The sequence below is a fragment of the Microcoleus sp. K4-B3 genome, from assembly GCF_036704615.1.
In the GTDB taxonomy this organism is placed as follows: Bacteria; Cyanobacteriota; Cyanobacteriia; order Cyanobacteriales; family Microcoleaceae; genus Microcoleus.
Genome location: NZ_JAUBSF010000004.1, coordinates 96,343 through 116,552, shown reverse-complemented (window position 1 = coordinate 116,552; position 20,210 = coordinate 96,343). Strand labels below are relative to the sequence as shown.

The 20,210-nt window shown below is 46.3% G+C and carries 14 protein-coding genes and 1 tRNA gene; 6 read left to right on the top strand and 9 right to left on the bottom strand.

All coding sequences use genetic code 11. The features are described from left to right. The first annotated feature begins 49 nt into the window (after window positions 1-49). Both QUA78_RS03870 and QUA78_RS03865 read left to right on the top strand, forming a co-directional pair. Window positions 50-1,342, top strand: coding sequence for a glutamyl-tRNA reductase (locus QUA78_RS03870; protein WP_333299754.1), 1,293 nt, complete (start codon window positions 50-52; stop codon window positions 1,340-1,342). A gap of 223 nt (window positions 1,343-1,565) precedes the next feature. After that, window positions 1,566-4,574 (top strand): UPF0182 family protein, encoded by a 3,009-nt coding sequence (locus tag QUA78_RS03865; RefSeq protein ID WP_333299755.1) that lies wholly within the window; start codon window positions 1,566-1,568, stop codon window positions 4,572-4,574. Window positions 4,575-4,654: 80 nt separating this feature from the next. Here the strand turns inward: QUA78_RS03865 and QUA78_RS03860 are convergent, their stop codons facing one another. From QUA78_RS03860 to QUA78_RS03845, 4 genes are all read right to left on the bottom strand, one after another. Then, the gene (locus tag QUA78_RS03860; RefSeq protein ID WP_333299756.1) at window positions 4,655-5,038 is read right to left on the bottom strand and encodes a hypothetical protein; all 384 of its coding nucleotides are present in this window, start codon (window positions 5,036-5,038) and stop codon (window positions 4,655-4,657) included. A gap of 476 nt (window positions 5,039-5,514) precedes the next feature. Then, window positions 5,515-6,465 carry a PIN domain-containing protein gene (locus QUA78_RS03855; protein ID WP_333299757.1) on the bottom strand — a complete coding sequence of 317 codons (951 nt, stop codon included), beginning with the start codon at window positions 6,463-6,465 and terminating at the stop codon, window positions 5,515-5,517. Between the two features lie 240 nt (window positions 6,466-6,705). Next, on the bottom strand, window positions 6,706-8,337 hold the full coding sequence (locus tag QUA78_RS03850; RefSeq protein WP_333299758.1) for a site-2 protease family protein: 1,632 nt from the start codon (window positions 8,335-8,337) through the stop codon (window positions 6,706-6,708). 345 nt (window positions 8,338-8,682) lie between these two features. After that, a tRNA-Arg gene (locus tag QUA78_RS03845) sits at window positions 8,683-8,756 on the bottom strand. A gap of 940 nt (window positions 8,757-9,696) precedes the next feature. On the opposite strand from QUA78_RS03845, the gene QUA78_RS03840 reads away from it, so the two are divergent. From QUA78_RS03840 to QUA78_RS03830, 3 genes are all read left to right on the top strand, one after another. Then, the gene (locus QUA78_RS03840) at window positions 9,697-10,374 is read left to right on the top strand and encodes an Npun_F0813 family protein (protein WP_333299759.1); all 678 of its coding nucleotides are present in this window, start codon (window positions 9,697-9,699) and stop codon (window positions 10,372-10,374) included. 553 nt (window positions 10,375-10,927) lie between these two features. After that, complete coding sequence (locus QUA78_RS03835; RefSeq protein WP_333299760.1) at window positions 10,928-11,989, top strand: hypothetical protein; 1,062 nt, start codon at window positions 10,928-10,930, stop codon at window positions 11,987-11,989. Between the two features lie 154 nt (window positions 11,990-12,143). Beyond that, window positions 12,144-13,133 carry a hypothetical protein gene (locus QUA78_RS03830; RefSeq protein WP_333299761.1) on the top strand — a complete coding sequence of 330 codons (990 nt, stop codon included), beginning with the start codon at window positions 12,144-12,146 and terminating at the stop codon, window positions 13,131-13,133. Window positions 13,134-13,147: 14 nt separating this feature from the next. Here QUA78_RS03830 and QUA78_RS03825 read toward each other — a convergent pair whose 3' ends face one another. Together QUA78_RS03825 and QUA78_RS03820 are read right to left on the bottom strand one after the other, a co-directional pair. Continuing rightward, on the bottom strand, window positions 13,148-13,423 hold the full coding sequence (locus QUA78_RS03825; RefSeq protein WP_333299762.1) for a LapA family protein: 276 nt from the start codon (window positions 13,421-13,423) through the stop codon (window positions 13,148-13,150). 368 nt (window positions 13,424-13,791) lie between these two features. Further along, window positions 13,792-15,225 (bottom strand): phosphoglucomutase/phosphomannomutase family protein, encoded by a 1,434-nt coding sequence (locus tag QUA78_RS03820; protein WP_333299763.1) that lies wholly within the window; start codon window positions 15,223-15,225, stop codon window positions 13,792-13,794. A gap of 865 nt (window positions 15,226-16,090) precedes the next feature. On the opposite strand from QUA78_RS03820, the gene QUA78_RS03815 reads away from it, so the two are divergent. Further along, on the top strand, window positions 16,091-17,185 hold the full coding sequence (locus QUA78_RS03815) for a hypothetical protein (RefSeq protein WP_333299764.1): 1,095 nt from the start codon (window positions 16,091-16,093) through the stop codon (window positions 17,183-17,185). A 41-nt stretch (window positions 17,186-17,226) separates the two neighbouring features. On the opposite strand, the gene QUA78_RS03810 is transcribed toward QUA78_RS03815, so the two are convergent. The 3 genes from QUA78_RS03810 to nagA form a co-directional block, all read right to left on the bottom strand. Next, window positions 17,227-17,619, bottom strand: coding sequence for a DUF423 domain-containing protein (locus QUA78_RS03810; RefSeq protein ID WP_333299765.1), 393 nt, complete (start codon window positions 17,617-17,619; stop codon window positions 17,227-17,229). 228 nt (window positions 17,620-17,847) lie between these two features. Continuing rightward, on the bottom strand, window positions 17,848-18,534 hold the full coding sequence (gene bchM / locus QUA78_RS03805) for a magnesium protoporphyrin IX methyltransferase (protein WP_333299766.1): 687 nt from the start codon (window positions 18,532-18,534) through the stop codon (window positions 17,848-17,850). A 348-nt stretch (window positions 18,535-18,882) separates the two neighbouring features. Next, a complete protein-coding gene (gene nagA, locus QUA78_RS03800) occupies window positions 18,883-20,112 on the bottom strand; it encodes an N-acetylglucosamine-6-phosphate deacetylase (protein WP_333299767.1) in 1,230 nt (409 codons plus the stop codon). Between the last annotated feature and the right edge of the window lie 98 nt (window positions 20,113-20,210).

Sequence of the window (20,210 nt, the reverse complement as noted above, 5' to 3'; positions counted from 1 at the left end):
AGCAGGTGACTGTTAACAACTAAGAAATAAATAGTGACAAATCACAGATATGAATATTGCAGTCGTAGGTCTCAGCCACAAAACAGCGCCGGTTGAAGTTCGCGAAAAACTGAGCATTCCAGAACAGAAAGTTGAAGCCGCGATCGCCCAATTGCGCGGCTACCCGCACATTCAAGAGGTTGCCATCCTCAGCACTTGCAACCGCTTAGAAATTTATATTGTTACCAGCGAGTCGGAGCCTGGTGTGCGAGAGGTTATTCAGTTCCTTTCCGAATGCAGTAAAGTTCCTTTGCAGTCTTTGCGCCCTCACCTGTTTATTTTGCTGCACGAAGATGCAGTGATGCACTTGATGCGAGTAGCTTCTGGCCTCGACAGTTTGGTGCTCGGAGAAGGACAAATTTTGGCTCAAGTGAAACAAACTCACAAACTCGCCCAGCAGTACAAAGGTGTAGGCAGAATTTTAGAGCGCTTGTTCAAGCAAGCTCTCACAGCAGGGAAGCGAGTTCGCACGGAAACTAGCATCGGTACCGGTGCAGTTTCGATCAGTTCGGCGGCGGCAGAATTGGCTCAAATGAAGGGTCAGCATTTAGGAAGCAGCAAAATTGCGATTATCGGTGCTGGCAAAATGTCGCGGCTTTTGGTGCAGCATTTGCTCTCAAAAGGAGCTAGCCATATTTCGATCGTCAACCGCTCTGTGCGGGGCGCCCTGGAGTTGGCCGGCCAGTTTAAAGATGCTGAATTGCACCTGTATCAGCTCTCAGAAATGATGCAGGTAATTGCCAGTTCCGACTTGGTTTTCACCAGTACGGCAGCTACCGATCCGCTGTTAAATAAAGCTAAATTGGAAGCTGTTTTAGACCCAAATCGCCCTTTGATGTTGGTGGATATTTCTGTACCGCGCAACGTTGACTCGGATGCCAACGAACTCGCTAATGTGCGATCGTTTAATGTGGACGACTTGAAAGCAGTGGTAGCTCAAAATCACGAAAGCCGCCGCAAAATGGCAATGGAAGCTCAGGGCTTGCTGGAACAGGAAGTAGAGGCTTTCGATCTCTGGTGGCGCAGTCTGGAAACTGTTCCTACTATTAGCTGTTTGCGGGATAAGATAGAATTGATTCGGGAACAAGAGTTAGAAAAAGCTTTATCGCGTCTTGGTTCGGAATTTTCGGAGAAACATCAAGATGTGATTGAATCTTTAACAAGGGGGATTGTGAATAAGATTTTGCACGATCCGATGGTACAGTTGCGCGCTCAGCAGGATATTGAGGCGCGGCGGCAAGCGATGCAAACTTTGCAAACACTGTTTAATTTGGATGTGGATGTCAATCAGCAGTACAGCTAGTTTGTCATTAGTCATTGGTCATTAGTCATTAGTCAGTTGACAGGAAAGCAGTTAGCCGTTGACCCGAAAGCAAAAGTCATATTGTGTCCGGTCAATTACCATGAATAAAAATGCCTCCAACCCTTGCGGCAAAAGCATCATTCGGGAGGGTAAATTGCTCGAACCTGATATCAGTTATCATTCAACCAATAACTAATGACTAATAACTAATGACTAATAACTAATGACTAATAGGCGAATTTATCAAATAATCCTACTGATTGCGGGGCTATGGCTGGTTTTTGAATTTGCCTCCCGCATTGCGGCAGAAATTCTCTGGTTTCAGGAAGTTGGATATCTTCAGGTTTTTCTGTTAAAGCTGAAAACTCAAGGGTTGCTGGGGGCGATCGCAATTGCTGTTTCTTCTGCCTTTTTGCTCGGAAATTTGGCTTTAGCCCGCCGCCTGCAACATCCCGCAGAGGAAATGAAATCGCCGGTTGCGGGGCCCCTATTCGCTTCACTGAGGGCGAACAAAACGGGGAAGAGTTACGAATTACCGGTTGCTAAATCCCAAATTACCTTTTCCTGGCTGCTGTTGGCGGTATTCGGATTGAGTTCGATCGCAACTTTGACAGTAATTCACTGCGGGCTGTTAGCTGCAAACAGCCTCACCTATTTCGGTATAGCTGACAATTTGCCTGCACCGCCCGTGCAATTGGGAATAGAGTCAATCCAGCAAATAGGGGTGCAGCTATTTTCTCGCTGGTGGGAGTTGGGCTTGCTGCTGGGGACAATGTTAGCTGTAGCAATTAAGCCTGATTTTTGCCTGCGGGCGATCGCCCTTTTTCTCAGTTTGGCGATCGGGCTGATTGCCGTCAGTCGCTGGACAAAAGTTTTGCAATATTTCCACCATACTAATTTTAACACAACCGATCCTCTTTTTAATCAAAATATTAGCTTTTATGTATTTATTTTGCCAATCTTAGAGTTGCTAGGATTCTGGCTGACAGTTGTATTTTTGTACGGTTTAGTATCTTGTGCTTTAACATATTTGCTGTCTGGAAATAGCCTGATTCAAGGGAGATTTTTGGGGTTTTCTCGATCGCAGCAGCGGCACTTGTACGGGTTGGGTGCAGCTTTTATGCTAGCCACTGCATTCAGCTACTGGCTGGGGCGCTACGCATTGCTGTATTCACGGGGAGACGTTAGTTACGGGGCGAACTATGCTGACGTGACGGTACGGCTGCCCTGCTATGGATTTTTGAGTATGTTGGCGGGGGCGATCGCACTTTTGATGCTGTGCCAGGTTTGCCAACTCAAAATTAAAAATGAACTCATAAAAAAGATTATTTTAGCGTGGCTAACTTTAAGTTGTTTGGGAAGTTGGCTGCTGCCAACAATTGTGCAGCAACTCCTAGTTAAACCCAACGAACTAGCACGAGAACAGCCGTACATCCAGCACAGCATTGCCTTTACTCAAGAAGCCTTTGACCTCAAGCAAATTGAAATAAAAACTTTCGATCCCGTCGGGAAACTTACTTATGCCGACTTAGAAAAAAATAAACTTACTATTAGCAACATCCGCCTCTGGGACAAGCGACCGCTGCTGCAAACCAACCGACAGTTACAGCAAATCAGACCCTATTATACATTTCCTGATGCCGATATCGATCGCTACACAATCAAAAATGAAAAAACAAAAAAGGGAGCTTCTGAAAGCCAACAAGTGCTTCTGGCAGCGCGGGAATTAGATTACACAGCAGTTGCCCCCGAAGCTCAAACTTGGGTGAACCAACACCTGGTTTACACTCACGGTTACGGCTTTACTCTTTCTCCCGTAAATACAGTCGGTGTCGGCGGTTTACCCGATTATTTGGTCAAAGATATTGGAGTTGCAGCCCAGAAAGGAAAGACTGCTTTGGAAATAACAAGCGATCAAATTCGGGCCAGTATTCCGATCGGCTATCCGCGAATTTACTACGGCGAAGTAACCGATGCAGACGCGATGACGCCCACAAAAGTCAAAGAATTCGACTATCCCAGCGGCGAAGACAATGTTTACAATACTTACAGCGGTAGGGGCGGAATTGCGATCGGCTCTATGTGGCGGCGCTGGCTGTTTGCTAATTATCTCAAAAATTGGCAAATGGCGCTCACCCGCAATTTTACGCCAGAAACTAAATTGCTGTACCGCCGAAATATTAACAAAAGAGTCCGGGCGATTGCTCCTTTTTTGCGCTACGATTCCGACCCGTATTTAGTAGTAGCAAACGCCAATCTTAGCAAAGATGATATAGAAAAAGAAAAGGATGAAAATGGCAACGAGATTAAGGCTTCACCCTCGGCAACTGATAAATCTCCTAACTATCTTTACTGGATTATCGATGCCTATACAGCCAGCGATCGCTATCCGTATTCTGACCCGGGAAATCATGAGTTTAACTACATCCGCAACTCCGTTAAAGTAGTAATTGATGCCTACAACGGGTCTGTTGACTTCTATGTTGCCTATCCCTCCGATCCAATTATTAACAGTTGGATTGCTATCTTTCCCGGAATCTTCAAACCCCTTGACAAAATGCCTCCGGCTCTCCGCAAACATATCAGATATCCAGTAGATTTGTTGAGCATTCAATCGGAACGCTTGCTAACTTATCATATGGAAGACCCGCAAGTATTTTACAATCGGGAGGATTTGTGGCGAGTTCCCAATGAAATTTATGGCAGCGAACAGCAGCCCGTAGAACCGTATTATTTGATTACGAAACTGCCAACGGAAACAGCAGAAGAATTTATTTTGCTGCTCCCATTTACACCAGTAAGCCGCAACAATTTAATTGCTTGGATTGCAGGGCGATCGGATGGTGGCGATTACGGAAAATTGCTGCTGTATCTGTTTCCCAAACAGCGATTAGTTTACGGCCCGGAACAAATAGAAGCTTTAATTAACCAAGATCCAGTTATTTCCGAACAAATATCTCTCTGGAATCGCCAGGGTTCCAAAGCAATTCAAGGAAACTTATTAGTAATTCCGATTGAACAATCTTTACTGTATGTGGAACCTCTTTACTTAGAAGCCGATCGCAATAGTTTGCCAACTTTAGTCAGAGTTATTGCTGTCTACGAAAACCGCATCGTCATGGCAGAAAATCTTAATTTGGCACTCAAGGCACTTTTTCAGGGAACATCCACCAATAAACCCGCAATTGTGCGACCTGTAGAAGGAACTAAACCAGCTTTAAAGAGTGAATGAACCGCAAATGACGCAGAGATAAGAGAAAGCGATAAGATGGGAGAGATAATTTTTTTTGTTTATAAGTCGCGGAATTGATGTTAATTAGTAGTCTTGATATCCTGCCACCAAACATCGACATAGGGCCACATCAATCTCTCGTCTCCTCCAGAATCTAGTTTCACTGTCACCTCATAACGGTCAATATGCGTGAGCTCGCCAGTTTTGCCATTCAAATACAATTGTTTGAGATTGTCGGTGATAATTTCTACTCTTTGATTCAACAGCGGAAGCATCTGGGTAGAAGAACCCTGAAACGGATTTTTGCCTTTGATTGCATAGCTACCTATCAAAAATAAGCACATTGAAGCTAGGAAAAATACCGTACAGAAACCCACAATTAGCAGTGTTTTTTGTTGCCCAAAATTGGTATAAACGCTTGCAATTCCTACGATGATACTTCCGACAAATAAAAGACTTGGCACTCACAGGCTATCTCCCAGAAACTCGCTACCAAAAAACATCAGGGCTATCTGAAAACCACATAATGCAGCCACCCAACTCCACCCAGTTAACAACGATGCAGATAGTAGCCAATTCATTGCTACAGTAAAGGCGAGCGCCCTTACTATTGCCCCAATCTGAAGGGAAGAAGAACAAAAAAGACTAAAGCATAAGCAAAACCCGCAAAAGCCAGTGCTAATCCACTAATTATTTCGTTCCAGTTCAGCATGACAAGGGATTTTTGGAGCAGTAAAGTAAAGCGTTCATCTTCTGTTCTGATAGTAGCCGTTGAAAATTCCAAGCGGACTAAGGCTAGGAAATCTAACGTTAGGGTACACCACAAGCAGCTTACCGCTATATTTGGGGGAGCGAACCAATTTGTTAGCCTCGCGTGCTATCCCAGTTTCCGAAGGCAGAAGTCAGCCGGATCTGAAGGTAGAATTTTCAAAAAACCAGATTATTTAGGGTCGATCGACTTAACAAATTGTTGCACAGGTTGCGGTAGAGCCGGCACAAAAGTCTTTCTAAAACCCTTAACATCGAACACTCGCCACAAAATACCCACCGCTACCGTCAAGAAAAATAACGCTCCCAAAAAATTGAACGCACTAGACAAAAAACCGCTGTTCCTTTTTGGCGGAGGTGTAATATGTTTCAGGCGATATACAGCCGGCTCGTAATCTCTGGACTCCTCGCGACTGCGGGGCGGCGTTTTGGGGCGGGAACTCGCACTGCGCCTCTCAGTCAAACCCGTTTTATGAGTTTTACTAAAACTGCTGGACGACTTCAATTCAGAATCGGCACGCGTCCCCGTTAACTTGCTAGCAGAAGCCCCCGTTTGGCCTACGGCAGCCTCCTGAATTCTGCTGTTAGAGCGCTGAGTCGATTTGCGATCGGCGAGGCTGCGCATCAAACTTTGCAATTGCTGAGTCGCCGCCGGCGGGCGTTCCCCTTTCCTCGCCCAATTTAACAGCATCGCCCCGGTAATCCCGCAAAGATTCGCAGCCCCCACAGAAGCCAGCCGCTTCAGCAGAGGCTGGCTGTTGGACACAAAAATCACCAATGTGTCGGGGTGTTCCTGAGCCAAACCATAAACGCACTGAGCCGTCGCTACCACGAGCATTGCTGGCTTGCTTTGATTTTTGATCGAAGGTTCCAGAGCTCGGTGTGTTTCCTGAGCGTCAGTTGCAATCCAGCCGCTGTCGGCAAAAAAGCGCATAAACTCTCTAGCTACTTGCTCTTGAGCTTTTTCCACCGCTTGCCCTGTCAGACGATCTATTTCGTCGTACACTACTTCCGGGATATAGCAAGTTCCCACCTTGGCATATTCTTGCCACACTTGAGTTCTGCCAGCCATTAAAACATCTGCATCAAAAGTTACCAATACAGGAGGAAGTTGATTAGCCATGACTTTATCCTATAGGCTCAGATAAGTTATTTAAACTCGATCTATCAAGTTTAAACAAATTTTGGGTTATAAAAAAATCAACTTTTGGTAATAGATAAATTTCCCAGGGCGGGGTTCTTAATTGGAAATTAGTAGTTAGGAACCCGATCGCCCGAATTTCCCCAGTTCGATCGCTCAATTCCTATATGCCACTAATTTACTGCAACCCTAGAGCCTATTACCAAAGACGCACCGCTACTGTTAGTTTCCGATTCCCAGACGGCCCGCCAAAGCCGGAGTCAACGGCAACAGCGAAGCAATCATCAAGAACAAAGCTAGCAAACCCAAAGCCGCGCGAGCGTCGTCAGGCTCAGTTAGCTCGTTGAGGCTCGGCCGCTCCAGATTGCGCTGTAAAATCAGAATCACGATCGCCCAATAGAGAGCCAAAGGATTAACTAAAGAAGCGATCGCCAGCACCACAAACGTCGCCAAAGTAGCGCGACTTGCTATTTTCCGACCGTAGATGGCTTGCACGATTCTACCCCCGTCCAACTGTCCCGCCGGCATCAAATTAATCGCCGTTATTACCAAGCCCAACCAACCGATAACTACCAGCGGGTGAACGTCAACAATCTGCTGCTGCAAGGCCGAACCCAAAACCACTTTTGCCAAAGTTCCCACCAAAACCGAGCCCTTGAAAAATTCTGCGGGAATTTGAAACAAACTGCCGGGGTGAGACAGCAGCAAACCCGTTACCAGCATTAGCAGAGAAACTATTCCCCCAGCGGCTGACCCGGCAAAAGCGATGTCAAACAAAACTTTACGGTTGGGCAGCAGCGACTCAAAACGGTCGATCGCTCCAAAACAACCTATCTGCAAAGTTGGTATAAAAAACGGCCAACTCAAGCCAACTTTGTACCGATTTGCCAGCACTCGGCGAGCAATTTCGCCAGAGCCTAAAACCGCCCAAATTCCGGCTGCAATTGGCAGAACTTCTAGATATCTAGTCGGCGAGTTAAAGAAATCGAAACCTAGCAGCAAACCGCCTGTCTCTAAGCTAGTAGCAATTGTTGCCAGCAGCAGCACGATTGCTAGGATTTTTTGAGATACGGTAGTTGGCTGCGGGTCGTTGGTGCTGGGCAAGATAATAACTACTGGCTTGTCGTCCTGATTTTCTACTAAAAATAGGCGGTAGCGATCGTTTAATTTTTCTTCCAAACTTGCCGTCAAACGTGAGTGTACTTGTTCTGGGTCTCCCCGGAGATTGCCTTTCAAGATTACCCCATCTTGATAGGGAATCGTTTCTGTGGCAAAGAAAGTATCAATGCCAAAGATGCCTTTAATTGCCTTGAGGTCTTCACCTGGAACGGGAATTATTTCTAATTCATTATTCGCAGGCGAGGAGGTGACGATCTTAATGGTTTCTTTGGCTGGTGTTGGCTGCGAGTCAGGGGCCGAGAAACCATCGCTTTGGGACTTTACCTCAGCAGCATCGGGGCGCGATCGCAGCACTGCATCGGATGCAGCCTTACGCAATTCCCGGCCCAGATAAATGTACAATCCCGTGGATGCCACCAGCAGCAACAATACCGCAACTAGATTGAGGTAAATCCCGGCGGCGAATAAACCAAAGAACAGCAGCCAGGGACTCATCAGCGCAACAGACTGCAACCAAGCCAAAATTCCCAGTTTGCCAAAAGGTCTGGCGCGATAAAATCCCCAACCCAGAATTCCCAGAGCAACCAATACGAGCGCAATTGTTGCCGTATTTTCCGATGCAACTATAGGCATTCCGGTTGCTTGCGCGAATAGGGGCTTTAATCGGTCGATCGCGCTGCGGTCGAGTAATAGCATTAAATTTTGGGAAATATGAAATAGAGTTGTTGGGAACATATCCAAACCTGTCGGAAACTAGCCTGATTACTAAGGATAACCCCTGAGGGCTACTCAGCCCACAAGCGGCTGCTGGTGCTGTTTTAACATCGCAGGCGCTTGGCTATTGACACAATAGCCTCTTTATGATACCACCTCGGCTGCGGCAAACATATACTCACAAGGGTAGGAGTGTCGATCGCCCGGAAGCGGGAAGATCAACCCGGGTTTTGCAGGCGGGGCTTTTTCAAGGATTTGTTTCGGATTCGAGCATCCGAAACAAATCCGAAACAAATAAGATTTCAACCGCTCTCTCCTTTTAGGTAAAAAAGTGCTGAAACCCTTGATATCATTAAGTTTGTGTAACGGGTACGGCAGGACTTGAACCTGCGGCTCGCTGCTTAGAAGGCAGCTACTCTATCCAACTGAGTTACGCACCCAACTCAAAAATTGCTAACAAGATTATTGTATCGGTGCAGTGTGCGATCGAGCAAGTAAATAATGTTATGACTTACGCATAAACCGGTTTGATGTACGAAAATACGGGGTGGATCGCGAGGGATCGGGAAAAAAACCAAGGTGATGAGAGTGCTTGTGCGTCCAAGAGTTTATCTGACAAAAGCTGGAGCGACTCACCTGCAAACAGCACAATTGTAAATTTACAATCAAAATTAGGTAGGACGTGAACTAATGTAAGGTATTTAGAGGTCGAGTTAAAACCCAAATATTTTGTTGCTCGGATATCTCCAGAAAATAAGACGGAGCTCAGACATGATAAGAGTCACAGGTGCTTTTTCGGAGATGTAGATCTGTTATGTTAACATCCGATAGTGGTAAAGCCTAAAACGCTGACCGCATTACCGAAAAATCAGAGATCGTCCCCTGATTTTAGGCATGAGTTGAGCCATAATGACTAATTTGCTGATATTTAGTTATGTTTCCTAACATTGTGCTCGACTTGATATTTGATAAAAATGTGGTAGAACTAGGATTGAAAGACTCATGTGAAAATCCTTGATGCTATGGAGCCTGTATATAAGCTTCCTCTACGGCATTAAAGCAAAAGAGTCAATCGACCGCTCGGTACGAGCGCGAAAATCAAGCGTTGCCAGTACAGCAGTTGTAAATTGTGGGCGGGGGATTTTCCTTCGTGCATTGATTGATACGCCAAGGCTGAGAGACAATCTCAGCTTAGATACTTGTTAGCATTGGTTAGCAAAAAAGTATCGGAACCCTTGAGGAGAGTACCATCTCTAGGTGATCGGGAGCAATCCTGCTAATTTAAGTGGACTCGCTGAATCAAGAATCCCCTCGCCTTTAGGCATGGGGAGTGTCAAAAGCACAGCACCTCGGCCATGACAGGAGTCAAATCGCAGTGTCATGTTTATTCTGAAACGGCAGGATGTTGAAATAACCAATTTTCAACACCCAAAACGGGATCAACAAATTCCCATTCTCAATTATCAGGGGCAGACTTTTCGCCTAATCAGCGCCTTCAACGGCAAGCAAGCAGAAGACGCCAGAGCCTTGTGGCGGGACTTAACCGACAACCGAGGCAAAGCCTGTGTTCTGCTAGAAGAGCCGGATCGATATAGCGTCTGGGGAAAAGTCCGTTTAGATCAGCTTGCCGGTGAAGAACCGGCAGGTAATGAAGCAGCAGCCAAAGCACCGCTGTTCGCGCAGGGTTGTCTGCTGCTCCTCCAAGCTGTTTACTTCGATGTAGAAGACCTCTTAGGCGCAAGGCAAGCCGCATCGTTTCAGAAAGATATCGCCAAGGTATTTCAGCAGGGAAACTTCCCCCAGGCAGACTCCGCTGATGCGATCAAAAATTGGCTAACCGTTAGTCCATTGCAAAATCACAAGGCGCCCCCTTGGCAAGAGCAGCATCTCAAGACCTTATTGCAAGAACTCCACCGTTTGGGCAAATCATACTTTGGCAATACGGACTTCGCTGAGGGAGTCAGCGATGTGCTGCAAGATATGTCAGCACCGGATCGCACTCAGTTTATAGATTGGCTGAAACAATCAGCCCTCAACAAGTTGTGGATCGCAGCATAGAAGATATTTGACAATTGCTCAGACAATTGGGCCCAGATAATTGAGTCCAGATAATTGCACTGTAGGGGGTACGCGATATACAGGTTGGATTACCAACGTGTATTAAGCAACCAAATTGTTGAGTCGTTTTGGAAGCCAGTTAATGTCTGGCCATTTAACTAAATTTCGATCGCTCGCACTCCCCTACCCATAATCATTGATATGAGTGGGGGAGTGTGGAAGTAAAAAAACAGATACAGCAACATTTGAGGGTATAATTTCAGAGGTAGATTTGGTACTGTAAAAGCCTTAATGGTGGAGACATATACCGTATTTCTATCATTAATTTCCGGGAAAAAGATCGACTAACGACTAATTCCTTGAATTAGTAAATGGATATTATTCTTGCTTAGTCTTTCTAGAGTGTACGAGGGCAAAAGTCCCAAGGACACGCTGAGGACGCCAGTTTTTCCGGGAGCGTCAGACAAAGCCTCTGTTGCGAAAGAATCCTCATCTACAATCAAAGATTGAGATGGGGTGCGTTCAACCGCTAGTTATGTCTCGTGGAATCCCTATGAGTAGCACTTCAGAAAAGTCATCTACATCTTCATCTTTACTGTCAGCTCAGACCCTAGTGATTGCGGGCATTGTCTGGGCTGTAATGGCGCTGCTGTTCTTTTTGCTGTTCAGCGTCCCCTTCTCAGCAGAAGAGGGTTTACCTCTTTGGTACTCGATCGGCACTTATATTTTTGAATGCGGAGCATACTTCGGAGCGGCTTTAGTTTGTTTTAGAAACTGGAAAAGCCCGCACATGGTCAGCGGGCGCAACGTCTGGCTGGGCATTGGTCTGGGGATGCTGTTCTATTTCATAGCCGGCGTCCTGTTCGGGGTTTGGGAACTCTATTTCGAGTTAGACCCGGACGTGTCTCCGGCAGATGCGTTTTATCTGGGCAGCTATGTGGTACTGATCGGGGGGATGGTTATAGCTGTGACTTCCAAGCGGCTGAATCTAGAAATTTGGCAGTGGGGTTTGTTAGGGGGAATTGCCGCCTTCGGGATTGCTGTAGCTATCTGGGTTGCTGCACCTGACTCTTGGAGGACACAGCTAGGAATGGCTCCCCCAGCCACTCAGGAAGTAGTGACAGAATCTGCACCAGCAACCGCGGCCAAAGGAAGAGCGCCTGCTTTGGACAATTCGTCCAAGTTACAGGCAAAAGGAGCAGCAGCGACTGATGCTGAATCAGCACCCGAAGAAGAAGCAGCAGCAGAAACCAAAGCTCCGGCATGGGTGATGGCACTTGACAAGCAACTGTTGCCTTACAAAAATGCAGTCAATTTGTTTTACATCGTCGGGGACGTTTTTCTGCTGATTATTGCTACTGCACTGCTGCTGGCGTTTTGGGGAGGACGTTTTTCCCAATCTTGGAGAATGATTGCGGCTGCAACTTTTTCGCTTTACATCGCAGATATGTACTTTAAATGGCGCGATACTCAGGCTGAGGGTACTTATCAAAGCGGCAGTTTGCTGGAAGTCTTTTTTGTGTTCAGCGCCATCCTGTTCGGGATTGGAGCTATCTTGGAACATGACATCTCAACGCGTTCTCGCCAGAGCAGACGCAGTCGTCGCGCAGCGTAGCGATTTGAGATTGGGGTTGGTTTGGCAAGCGAGGGGGACGCGAAAGCTTTTTTGCCCTTGTCGGCATCTCTGAGCTTGAAATCGAAGATGAAAAATCACAGTTCGCTGACTGCTAGCCTGCGTCTTTTCACGTCTTTTTCCTGGAAAACTTGGCATGACGCCTACAAAACTCTCCGATTCAGACAAACGGGAACTCATCAGGCTGTACCGACAGTCAAACGAGAATACTATCACTCTGGCAAAGCGCTACGGAGTGAGCAGTTCGACTGTGAGGCGCATCATTCAGGGGGCTTTGTCGGAGCCGGAATACGAATTTCTCGTCCAGCAAAAACAAAAGCGTGTGTCCGATCGCACAAGTGTTTCTGAACCGACAGAGGCCACTACTGAGTCGTCGGCCGATCGCGAAACCGATCCTGTAGCTGTCCCCCTGTCGGAGTCAGTCCCTGTCCCGCAGTCAGCCTCAAATTCGAGACCGACGATCCGAAAGCGTTCGGGATCAGCCCCTGAACCAGTTGCAGAACTCGAATTTCGAGGAAATGTAGAGTCGGATTTGGATGTTTCTGATTTGCCAGATGCCCAAGCGGCCAATGTTGCCGATGGCAGCCACCGCGCTGTTGTGACTGGTGAATTAAAGGCAATGCTGCCAGCAGAAGGGCTGCTGGCAGGTGAAGATTTTAGCGATTTTGAGGAAGATGAGGAGGAGGATGAGGATGAGGATGAAGATGATTTAGATGACGACTTCGACGAAGATTTAGAGGATGAAGATTCTCTGTTTGAAGGCAGTCTGCTGGGTTCAATATCGTCGGGGGAGTCGATCGAGCTTCGGGCTACAGGGCTGATTCAAGTTTTGCCTTTAAGCGAAGCATCTCTTCCCAAAATTTGTTATTTGGTGGTCGATCGGGCGGCGGAGTTAATCACTAGACCTCTAAAAGCTTTTGGCGAACTGGGTCAAATTCCGCCTGCGGAAATTCGCGAGAAAACCCTGGCAGTGTTTGACAATCACCGAGTGGCCCGCCGATTTGCTACTCGCAATCAAAGGGTTTTCAAGATTCCTGACAGCAGTATGCTGCAAAAAGCGGCGCCTTATTTGCTAGCTAAGGGAATTACTCGGTTGCTGATTGACGGTCAGGTGTATTCCCTCTAAAGGTTCAAATCTACTTAATATTGTACGGTGTCGGATTCTTCGGGATTTGCCTGAAATTTAGGACGCGAGTTTTGGGAATCTGAAAGGTTCCACAGCGGTTGCAGTAGCGCACCTCCGATCAGTCCTGCACTCATGCTCATTGCCAATACTACTCCTACGGGTATTTGTATCGATTTAAAAAAGATAAAATTTAAGGATACTGGGGCAGCGTTCTGCACGGAGATAATGCCGATCGCGCTTGCTAAAATTGCTACTAAAAAACTAATGGCGAGCAGAGGAATTGTTTTCATAAACGGGTTTACAGGCTAATAATTTAACTTATATACTTGTTTTATAATCTCAATATGTGTAAAAATTTTATTTTTGCAAACCGCCCACTATATAATAGTCTACAATAAGATTAGGGAAAAGTCAAGTAGATGCGGAAAAAGTTGAGTATTTTTTTCGATCAATTAAAACTCAAACAAACATGAATAAATTTACACATACCAAACTTAAACAAATCCAAGTGTATTGCAAATATATAACTGGCCCAGCAGTATTGATGATGAATGTTCAGAGGCTTTATAAAATTTATAAAAAATATGTAAGGTGCGCATTGCGCACCTTACAATCTCAAGCGGTAGGGAAAAAACCCCGCGTTGGAATAGGTAGAAATTTAAACAGGTTCTAACTGGGAAATTACCTTTTCCATGTGTTGGGCAACTTGGCTTTCTTTTTCCACAGAATTGGTTTCCATGTAAACGCGCATCAGGGGTTCGGTTCCCGAAGGCCGCAGCAGTACCCACCCACCGTCTTCAAGATAAAGTTTAATCCCGTCTTTGCGGCCGATTTCCTTAACGCCGATACCTGCTACTTCTTTGGGGGGATTCTTGGTAAAAGATTCCAAAACGGCTGCTTTGTGGGCGTCATCTAGGTGCAAGTCCAAGCGTTTGTTGTACAGGGGGCCGTCGGCTTCTTTAATGGCTTCTTCGACTAGCTGAGAAAGCGGTTTGCCTTCATAGGCGATCGCCTCAGCAACTAGCATATCAGCCAAAATCCCGTCTTTTTCGGGGATGTGACCCAAAACGCTCAAACCGCCAGACTCTTCGCCACCGATGAGCACCGCTGTTTCCCGCATTTTTTCGCCGATGTATTTAAAGCCGACTGCGGTTTCGTAGATTGTTAAACCGTACTTGGCGGCCAAATTGTCCAGCAAGTGGGTAGTTGCGACTGTACGGACGATCGCCCCAGTCAAGCCTTTATTCTTCACCAAGTGACGCGCCAGCAGCAACAGCACGGTATTTGGAGTCAAGACATTTCCCAACTCGTCAACAATACCAAAACGATCGCTGTCGCCATCCGTAGCCAAACCCAAATCCGCCGAATCCTTCTTAACAGCTTCCACCAACTCGACTAACTGTTCGCCCTTGGGTTCGGGCATTCCGCCGCCAAACAGCACGTCGCGGTAGGTGTGAAAACTTTCGACATCGCAGCCGCAGTGTTCCAAAACACCGTCGAGATAGCCGCGAGAAGTCGAATAAAGGGCGTCGTACTTCACCTTCAACTTAGCAGAGCGAATCCGCTCCACATCTATCAAAGTATAAAGAAACTTCAGATATTCGGGTTTCGGGTCAAAAGTGGAAATTTTATCGTTGTGACTGCCTTTGGCTGGGGCATCAGAAGCACCAGCAATATTTGCCACAATTGTATCGGTAATTTCCGGGGTTGCGGGGCCGGCGTAGTCGGGGATGTATTTGATGCCGCAGTAAGGTGCGGGATTGTGCGAAGCCGTGAACATCAAAGCTCCTGCGGAGTTGAGATGCTTGGCGCTGTAGGCGATGACTGGTGTGGGGCAATCTCGATCGACCACTTTCACAGTCCATCCCAAATCTGCCAATACTTCAGCCGCCGTGCGGGCGAACTCGTCTGCCAGAAAGCGGGTATCGTAGGAGACTAGAACTGGGCGGTCTTTGGTGTAAGCGGTTTCTAGGTAACTGGCGATCGCCCTGGTTACTTTTCGCACGTTGGCAAAAGTAAAGTCATGGGCAATCAGTCCCCGCCACCCATCGGTTCCGAACTTGATTTCTGTTGAATTGCTGCTGGCGCTCATTTTATCCACTTCCTCTCGTCCTATTAATCCTACCCGAAGGCATAGCCTTAAAGACGTACTGGCCGTGCTGTTTGTGAGGAGAGATCGCCCGTGGGGCCCAATCAACCCCATCTTATCGCTATGGGGGCAAGCTCTCTCTGCAGGAGGAGGACTCGAACCAGCCGGAGTTGATAATCTTGAAGAGCGATCGGGAGAGCCTATGTAAATTCCGGTTTTGAAAGGTGGTTTGGCGATCGAATAAACGCTTCAATAAACGCTTATCAATTGCGGGCGGTTGGAAAAGCTAAAAAAAAGCTAAAAAACCGCGATGGCAATGGCATTAACGAAACGCACATCAATTTTATTGTAATCTTAAATTTAATTATTTATTTATAAAAGCAGCTCGTTTTATTTGTGACGGTTTCCTAACAACCGCAAGGCTAAAAATACATTTCTCATTTAGCTAGGGAAATAAATTAATCCAAATCACCGCTCGCTGGTGCTTTAGCGTAGGTTTTTTGAGAAAGTAGGGCGATCGACAAAAGCGATTTAAAACAAAGATAAAATATTTCAAAGCTGAGTTTTTTTGAGACACAATTGACTTAAAGTCTAAACTTTTAAGACAAATTAAATTTATTTACTGCGGGTTTTACTGGTAAAAAAAAAATAGGGTGGCGATTCACAGGATGACTGTGTTCTAAAGCACAATAAATAACGTTATTAACGTATATATTATAAAAGATGCAGGCAGTAGAGCCAAATGGCCTTTAGTTTTAAGCACAATGGCGGATGACTGTCAGCGTACAAATGCAGAAAATTGTAGTTAACTACATTAAAAATTAGGAGAACAGATCGAGTGCGACTTTCTAAAAAAACGAGGTTTCTCATGACGGGTATTTCACAAGTATCTTCAAAGTCTTTACCAGCAGCAAACGAAATTCAACAGGGCGACAGTCTTGCGTCACAGGGTATTACCGACTCGGACACTCACAAACTCCCAGAGGCTAAAAGTGTCAGCGTTTCTTCCTTCGCAGTTAGCTGGGCAAAAAAATATTACAGTACAGTGGCGGCACGAGAAAACCAAGCCCCACGACAAATTCCCCCAAGCCCAGAGTTGACTAATTTTGAGGGAAATCGAGCTAAAATAGTTGACAAATTGACAAATACCCTGAAATTAGCCAGCGAGATAGCTTGGAGTAGAGTAGAAGCTGTTTTAGGGGAACAAATAGAGCGGCACGCGATCGATCCGAGCTTAATTAATCCTTTAGAAATTGCTGCCGACACTAGCACTTTATATCGGAAAGCAATAGACGCTTACGCCGATAGAGAACCTGTTTTCCGCTTGTCAGTGCTGGTGGGAAAAGATATTATCCAAGTGAGGCGGAAATACTCAGAGACAGATCCGTTAGTGCTGGGATTTGTGACGTTAGAGTTTCAATACACTAGCAAAATCTTGTTAGGATGTCTTTCGGAGTCAGAGCGATCGGAATTTACACCATACTTAAAAGTTATAGACGACTACCTGCACATTCCCTACGGAGAGATTAACGAGGCTGCTGCGAATCAGCCCCCGAATTCAAGAGCTCTATTAGCCGTTCAGGATTTGTTGCAGCATACGACTCAGATTGCTAGTGCAGTGTACGATCGGGCTAGTTCCCAGCATCAAGGATACCGCAGCAGCAGCGGTTATTTAAGCGATCGGGAGGTAAAAATTTCTGGCATCCGGGATGTCGAGATTTTTCAAAGCTATTTGTGCTGGTGCGTTTTGGAAGGTACCATTCGCCCGGTACAGCAAGAATTGTTTCCAATTTGCGTGATGTTGTACCCCAAACTTCATGTAAGTTGGGAGTTAGTGCAGGATATGCTGCTGATTTTGTTTTGGGAAATATCCGATCGGCTTCCTGATGAAGATTTAGCGGTATTTTTACCTTACTTGCGTACTTTGACAGAGATGTTTTCCAGCAATGTATTTGATAATTAGGTAATTGGTAATTGGTAATTGCGTCAAAATTTACCAGTTGCCTATTTAAAATTAAAAGCTGCAACTGCCAAAGATCCCCAACCGACAATAAAAGCAACTCCCCCCAGCGGCGTAATTGCACCCAGCCATTTGATGTCAGTCAAACTCAGGGCGTACAAACTGCCGGAAAAGACGATCGTGCCGGCAATAAAAGCCCATCCAGCGACTGCAAAAAAGGTTTGAGACTCTTGGGCGGTGCTCAAGAGTAAAGCGACAAGTAATAGAGCCAGGGCATGGTACATTTGATATCGAGCGCCGGTCTCAAAAATTACTAAAGCTCGATCGCTCAATTGATTTTTCAAAGCGTGGGAGGCGAAAGCACCGCCTGCAACGGATAAACCTCCGAATACGGCTGCGGCTGCTATAAAAATGCGCATTAAAATTAGCGTTGACATAATATTTATTTAATTGGGAATAAGCAAGAAGGAAGAAGGAATAAGGCAGAAGAAACACATCTAATTGTTGAGCGAGAAAGTGGGCGGTGCGTGCCGTACTTGTCATTGCGGGCGAGAGCGAAGCAATCGCAGAGTATGGAGGTTCACTGGCGTAACTCTGGGAAGGGAAGGTGCGCGGTGCGCACCCTAGGTTTACGATCGATTAGCTTTTTTGCAGATATTTTTAACCTATCTCCGCACAGCTTCCAGCAAGCGAGAATAGTAAAAGCTAGTGCTATTCATGGCTGTTCTTTTAACAACAAAGCCGTTGCTTTCTAAGATTTTGATAATATCTGCTTCGCGGTGCTGGTAAGCGCGGGTAGTTTTGCTCGGGCCGGGGAAAAGTTCGCCAAATTTTTTGAGGGCGGTGAGTGCTAAAGTTTTGGGGGCAAAACTGAGAATTAGTCGCGATTGGGCGATCGAACTTAGGTGAGCGATCATTTCAGCAGCCTTATTTTGAGGATAGTGGATTAGCACGTCCAAACAAATCACTGTGTGGAAATTGCCGGTTAAAGCTTCCAAATCTTGGGCGGCGAAGGATATGTTGTAGAGCTTGCCGGGAACTGCTGTCGATCGATCGTAAGCTTCTGCTACCATTTTTTCAGAGATATCGCTAGCGCAAACAATTGCCCCAGCCTCAGCTAGAGGAATGCTCAGAGATCCCACACCGCAGCCGGCATCGCAGACGGAAAGCCCGGGCAAATTGCCGTCAGCTTGCAGCCATTCGATGACTGTATCCACCGTTTTCTGGTGCCCGGTGCGGATGTCTAGCTGAACTTTATTGACTTTGCCATCGCCGTAAATTCGCTGCCAGCGATCGAATCCCGTCGAGTTAAAATACTGTCTAACAATAGTCTTGTCGTCTACCAAATTCATCGATCTGCCTGCTGCTGAGTTATTGCCAACGGTTAGATATTATATAGCAATCCGGTTCGGAAAACGCGCAACTGGCAACCATCGATTTTAGATTGGCGATTTGAGATTTTATATCAAATCCGGTAGCATCGGAATTAATATAACCCGCAATCAGGACACGGCAGTGTCGTGTCCCTACAATAAATCTGGCGCGCAAGAAACGGCACTGCCGTGTCTTCTATATCATTCCGGCGCAGCCGGAATTGATATTAGATTAAAACCGCCAATCTACAATCTCAAATCGATCGGGTAATACCAGTTCCCACATTCCCAATTCTTGAATTCTTTAATCTAAAATGGTATAACAGGTTAAAAGAGCCGATGCCAAGTCAATTCCTTGGTCGCCGCATTTAAGTTCCAGCGCAACAATTGAGTTGCCGATTTGCCAATAATTTCGGAAATTCCGATCGCACTTCTCGGAGATTCAGTTGCCAGCGCGATCGCACTTTCGGCGTCGCAAATTCCCCATTTCACCAAATTCTGCACTCCCGCCAACAGCGGCAGAGTTGTGCCTGCCAAAGTAGCAGATTCCAGGGGCGAGTGGTAATCTAATCTGACCCAAGCCGTACCTTTTCTCACTTCAATTTGTCGGGAATCCCAAGGATAAACACCGTCAGGCATACCCAAAGGAGCCAAAGCATCGCTCACTAAAAAAACGCCTTTTTCATACCTACCAGCGCGCAGCAAAAAATCAATCATTGTCGGAGAAACGTGCTTGCCGTCAGCAATTAAACCGCATTTTACCCCCGGATAAACGATCGCCGCTCCCAACAAACCCGGTTCTCGGTGGTGCAAACTCGGCATCGCATTAAAAGCGTGAGTTACCATTGAAGCTCCCCGAGCAAATGCTTGCTGGGCTTGCTCAGCCGTCGCTTGGGAGTGTCCGAGGCTGACGGCAATTCCCAAACTTTGCAAATAAGAAATGACTTCGCCCGTGCTGTCTAACTCCGGCGCTAAAGTAATTATTTTGACAATATCGGCACAATCTCCTAAAACTTGCTTGACATTTTCTATAGTTAGCGGTAGTAAAAACTCAACTGGGTGAGCTCCTCGCTTCTGGGGGTTGAGAAAAGGGCCTTCGAGGTGAACACCGAGAATTTCCGCTGTTTTGGTTTTATTGATTGCCGGAGCAGCGGTTTGTACAGTGCGGATATAATCAGCTATAGTCGAGAGCGATCGCCGAAATTTATCGAGCGAAGTTGTTACCAAAGTCGGCAAAAAAGCATCGACTCCCTGATTCCACAAAAATTGACAAATTTTCGGCAAAATTTCAATTTGCTTGCTTTCTAAATCGGGGAAAGCAAAACCCAGGGCCCCGTTAATCTGCAAGTCAACACCGCCCAGAGAAAGCCAATCGCCTGCTACATCAACAACTTGCAAATCGGGAGGACAAATCCGTTTAAATACGGCGTCCATCGGCCAAACTTCTTGAATGATGCCCGTTTCGTCAACAGCAAGCATCTGCAAATCCTTGTAACCCGGGAGGCGAGCATTGAGAATATCTGTGGGGGCGGCAGTTGGGGTTGTGGGTTCAGTCATCCGATTTTAGATTTTAGATTTTAGATTTTAGATTTTATATTCGCTACGGATAAATCCGGTGGCTGGCGATGAGGATGGACAGCTTTTTGCTGGCAGCA

Excerpts from the sequence above, each read along its gene's own strand:
- QUA78_RS03870 (WP_333299754.1), top strand. The coding sequence starts at position 50 with ATGAATATTGCAGTCGTAGGTCTCAGCCACAAAACAGCGCCGGTTGAA.
- QUA78_RS03840 (WP_333299759.1), top strand. The coding sequence starts at position 9,697 with ATGTTTATTCTGAAACGGCAGGATGTTGAAATAACCAATTTTCAACAC.
- QUA78_RS03810 (WP_333299765.1), bottom strand. The coding sequence starts at position 17,619 with ATGTCAACGCTAATTTTAATGCGCATTTTTATAGCAGCCGCAGCCGTA.
- QUA78_RS03865 (WP_333299755.1), top strand. The coding sequence starts at position 1,566 with ATGACTAATAGGCGAATTTATCAAATAATCCTACTGATTGCGGGGCTA.
- QUA78_RS03815 (WP_333299764.1), top strand. The coding sequence starts at position 16,091 with ATGACGGGTATTTCACAAGTATCTTCAAAGTCTTTACCAGCAGCAAAC.
- QUA78_RS03830 (WP_333299761.1), top strand. The coding sequence starts at position 12,144 with ATGACGCCTACAAAACTCTCCGATTCAGACAAACGGGAACTCATCAGG.
- nagA (WP_333299767.1), bottom strand. The coding sequence starts at position 20,112 with ATGACTGAACCCACAACCCCAACTGCCGCCCCCACAGATATTCTCAAT.
- QUA78_RS03855 (WP_333299757.1), bottom strand. The coding sequence starts at position 6,465 with ATGGCTAATCAACTTCCTCCTGTATTGGTAACTTTTGATGCAGATGTT.
- QUA78_RS03820 (WP_333299763.1), bottom strand. The coding sequence starts at position 15,225 with ATGAGCGCCAGCAGCAATTCAACAGAAATCAAGTTCGGAACCGATGGG.
- QUA78_RS03835 (WP_333299760.1), top strand. The coding sequence starts at position 10,928 with ATGAGTAGCACTTCAGAAAAGTCATCTACATCTTCATCTTTACTGTCA.
- bchM (WP_333299766.1), bottom strand. The coding sequence starts at position 18,534 with ATGAATTTGGTAGACGACAAGACTATTGTTAGACAGTATTTTAACTCG.
- QUA78_RS03825 (WP_333299762.1), bottom strand. The coding sequence starts at position 13,423 with ATGAAAACAATTCCTCTGCTCGCCATTAGTTTTTTAGTAGCAATTTTA.
- QUA78_RS03850 (WP_333299758.1), bottom strand. The coding sequence starts at position 8,337 with ATGTTCCCAACAACTCTATTTCATATTTCCCAAAATTTAATGCTATTA.